General features: G+C 71.8%; 3 protein-coding genes and 1 pseudogene. 1 reads left to right on the top strand and 3 read right to left on the bottom strand.

The genetic code is table 11. The features are described from left to right. Nucleotides 1-1,145: PQQ-dependent sugar dehydrogenase (locus VIB55_RS00215; RefSeq protein WP_331874641.1), on the top strand; the 1,145-nt coding region annotated here is incomplete at its 5' end. Between the two features lie 264 nt (nucleotides 1,146-1,409). Here the strand turns inward: VIB55_RS00215 and VIB55_RS00220 are convergent. The 3 genes and pseudogenes from VIB55_RS00220 to VIB55_RS00230 all read right to left on the bottom strand — a co-directional run. Beyond that, on the bottom strand, nucleotides 1,410-1,997 hold the full coding sequence (locus VIB55_RS00220; RefSeq protein WP_331874642.1) for a TetR/AcrR family transcriptional regulator: 588 nt from the start codon (nucleotides 1,995-1,997) through the stop codon (nucleotides 1,410-1,412). After that, nucleotides 1,994-2,515, bottom strand: coding sequence for a PaaI family thioesterase (locus VIB55_RS00225; RefSeq protein WP_331874643.1), 522 nt, complete (start codon nucleotides 2,513-2,515; stop codon nucleotides 1,994-1,996). Before VIB55_RS00225 ends, VIB55_RS00220 begins: the two co-directional genes overlap by 4 nt. Before the next feature lie 13 nt (nucleotides 2,516-2,528). Beyond that, a pseudogene (locus VIB55_RS00230) lies at nucleotides 2,529-3,094 on the bottom strand (acetyl-CoA C-acyltransferase); the annotation flags it as partial.

Below are 3,094 nucleotides of genomic sequence, written 5' to 3' on the forward strand. Positions count from 1 at the left end.
CCGCGGACTGCACGCCGCTGGAGACGCGGCCGGCGAACACGCCCAGCAACCAGCCGGCGTTCGCCGGGCAGACGCGGGTGTGCGGGGTGAACTCCAACGTGGCGTTCGACGTGACCGTGGTCGCCCGGGGGCTGCAGAAGCCGTGGTCGGTGGAGCCGCTGCCGGACGGGCGCTTCCTGGTGACGGAAAAGGCCGGGCGGATGCGGATCGTTTCCGCCGCCGGCCAGGTGGGCTCGCCCATCGCGGGGGTGACGCCGGTGGATGCGCGCGGGCAAGGCGGCCTGCTGGATGTGGCGCTCAGCCCACGGTTCGCCACGGACCGCACCGTGTTCTGGAGCTTCACCGAGCCGCGCGACGGCGGCAACGGCACCAGCGTCGCGCGCGGGGTGCTTTCGGCGGATGGGTCGCGGCTGGAGCAGGTGCGCGTGATCCTGCACACGCAGCCGACGTACGCCAACAACATGCATTTCGGCTCGCGGCTGGCGTTCGGGCCGGACGGGATGCTGTACGTGACGATGGGCGAGCGGTCCGACCCGCAGACGCGGCCGCAGGCGCAGCAGATGAACAGCCACCTGGGCAAGACGCTGCGCATCAACCCCGACGGCTCGGTGCCGCGCGACAACCCGTTCGTGGGGCAGTCCGGCGCGTTGCCGGAAATCTTCTCCGTGGGCCACCGCAACATCCAGTCGTCCACGTTCGACGCGCAGGGCCGCTTCTGGATCGTGGAGCACGGACCGCGGGGCGGGGACGAGGTGAACTTGGTGCAGGCGGGCAAGAACTACGGCTGGCCGATCACCACGTACGGGATGGAGTACTCGGGGCAGGCCATCGCGGGCGCATCCACGCAGCGCGCGGGCTTCGAGCAGCCGGTGTACTACTGGGACCCGGTGATCGCCCCGTCGGGCGCGCAGTTCTACACGGGCAGCGCGTTCCCGGCGTGGCGCGGCAGCCTGTTCATCGGCGGGCTGCGCGAGATGCGGCTGGTGCGGCTGGTGATCCAGGGCGACCGCGTGACGGGCGAGGAGCACCTGCTGACGGACCGCCGCAAGCGCATCCGCGACGTGCGCCAGGGGCCGGACGGCGCGCTGTACGTGATCACGGACGAGGACAGCGCCGAACTCTGGCGGATCGCGCCGCGGAGCTGAACTGCAGGGGGATCACGCAGAGCCGCAGAGACGCAGGAGAGAGTTCTCGCCTGCGTCTCTTCGCGTCGTGCCTCCACACAGCCGGATGACAGGGGCGCGCCCCAGGCTTAGACCCGTGGATCATCCCTGTTGCCGGCGCATGCCTCGGCTGGGCCGGGCGAATGAATTCGCTGCAACAACCACACGAAGTCCGCCTTCGCGGACTAGCCTGTTCTCGCGTGTGGCGGAGTGTGTGGCGCGCCCTGGATTGTGTGGCGCCCAGGATCAGCCCTTGGCGAACGCGGCGGTGAAGGCGTCGCGGGAGGCCTGGAGGATGCGGTCGCTGAGCGCGGGGTCGTCCACGGCGCGGGCCAGCATCACGGCCCCGGCGAGACCCGACATCAGCGCCAGGGCCCGGTCGGTCCGGTCCGCGCCCTCGACCTCGGGAAGCAGCCGGACCAGCATGGCGAGGGCCTGCTGAACACTCCCGGTGAACGCCGTGCGCACCTCCGGCGAGTGGCGCGACACTTCCGTCGCCAGCGCCGGCATCAGGCACCCGGCGCCTGGATCGTCGCGGTGCGCGGGGCTGGCGTACGCGCCGATGAACGCCGCCAGCCGTTCTTCCGGCGGTGCCTTCCGCGCGATGTCGATCAGCCGGGCCGTGGACTGCTCCAGCGCGCATCCGCACGCCTCGGCCACGAGCTGGTCCTTGTTGCGGAAGTGGGCGTAGAAGCCGCCATGGGTGAGGCCCGCGCGGCCCATCACCTCGCCCACGCTCACCCCCTCCACGCCTTCCTCGCGAAAGGCGCGCGCGGCGGCGCTCACGATCTGCTCGCGCGTCCGCTCCTTGTGTCCGCTGGGATAGCGCGTCATCCGCCCTTCTCCGCGCCGGGGCGAAACACCATGCACGTGGTGGTGGCGTGCGCGTACAGCCGGCCCTCCGCGTCCGTCACCCGCGCCTCGGCCGTGGCGACGCGCCCGCCGACGTGGATGGTGCGCGCTTCGCAGAGCACCCGGCCCGTGTCGCGGGTGAGCGGGCGCACGAAGTTGATCTTGAACTCCAGCGTGGTGTAGCCCGCGCCCCCCGGAAGGGTGGAGTGCACCGCGCACCCCATCGCCGAGTCGGCCATGGTGGCGGCCAGCCCGCCGTGCACCGCGCCGATGGGGTTGTAGTGGTACTCGTCGGGCTCCACGAAGAAGACGACGCGACCCTCCTCCACCTCCGCCACCCCCATCCCCATGGTGATGAGCATGGGAGGCGGCGGCAGCTCCCCAGCCGCCATCGCCCGCAGGTAATCCAGCCCGCTCATCCGCGCGCCGGCCTTCGCCCCGGGCACCGGGTCCTGCCAGGTGATCGTCCGCGTGCGGACCGCCGCCTCGTCCACGCTCATCTCGCCCTCCGTTTCAGACGCGTTCGATGACGGTGGCCACGCCCTGGCCGCCCGCGATGCACAGCGTCACCAGCGCGGTGGCCAGGCCGCGGCGCTCTAGCTCGTCCAGCGCGGTGCCCAGCAGCATGGCCCCGGTGGCGCCCAGCGGATGGCCCAGCGCGATGGAGCCGCCGTTCACGTTCACCCGCTCGGGATCGATCTCCAGCCGGCGGATGGTCTGCAGCGGCACCGCGGCGAAGGCCTCGTTGATCTCCCACAGGTCCACGTCCGCCGCCTGCATCCCCGCCTCCCGCAGCGCCTTCCGTGCCGTTTCGGCGGGCGCGGTGAGCATGATCACGGGATCTTCGGCGAAGATGGCCATCGAGCGGATGCGGGCGCGCGGCTTCAATCCATGCTCGCGCACGTACGCATCCGATGCGAGCACAACCGCCGCGGCGCCGTCGACGATGCCGCTGGAGTTGCCGGCCGTGTGCAGGTGCCGGATGCCGCCCTCGCGCGGAAAGCGGGCGAGGGCGATCTCGTCCAGCGTCTCGCCGTTGGGGCCCGCGGCGTGCGCGCCGGCGGCCTCAAAGGCGGCGG

This window comes from Longimicrobium sp. (assembly GCF_036554565.1).
GTDB lineage: Bacteria > Gemmatimonadota > Gemmatimonadetes > Longimicrobiales > Longimicrobiaceae > Longimicrobium.

What these genes read in the sequence shown, in the direction of transcription:
- VIB55_RS00220 (WP_331874642.1), bottom strand. Translation starts at nt 1,997, where the DNA reads ATGACGCGCTATCCCAGCGGACACAAGGAGCGGACGCGCGAGCAGATC.
- VIB55_RS00225 (WP_331874643.1), bottom strand. Translation starts at nt 2,515, where the DNA reads ATGAGCGTGGACGAGGCGGCGGTCCGCACGCGGACGATCACCTGGCAG.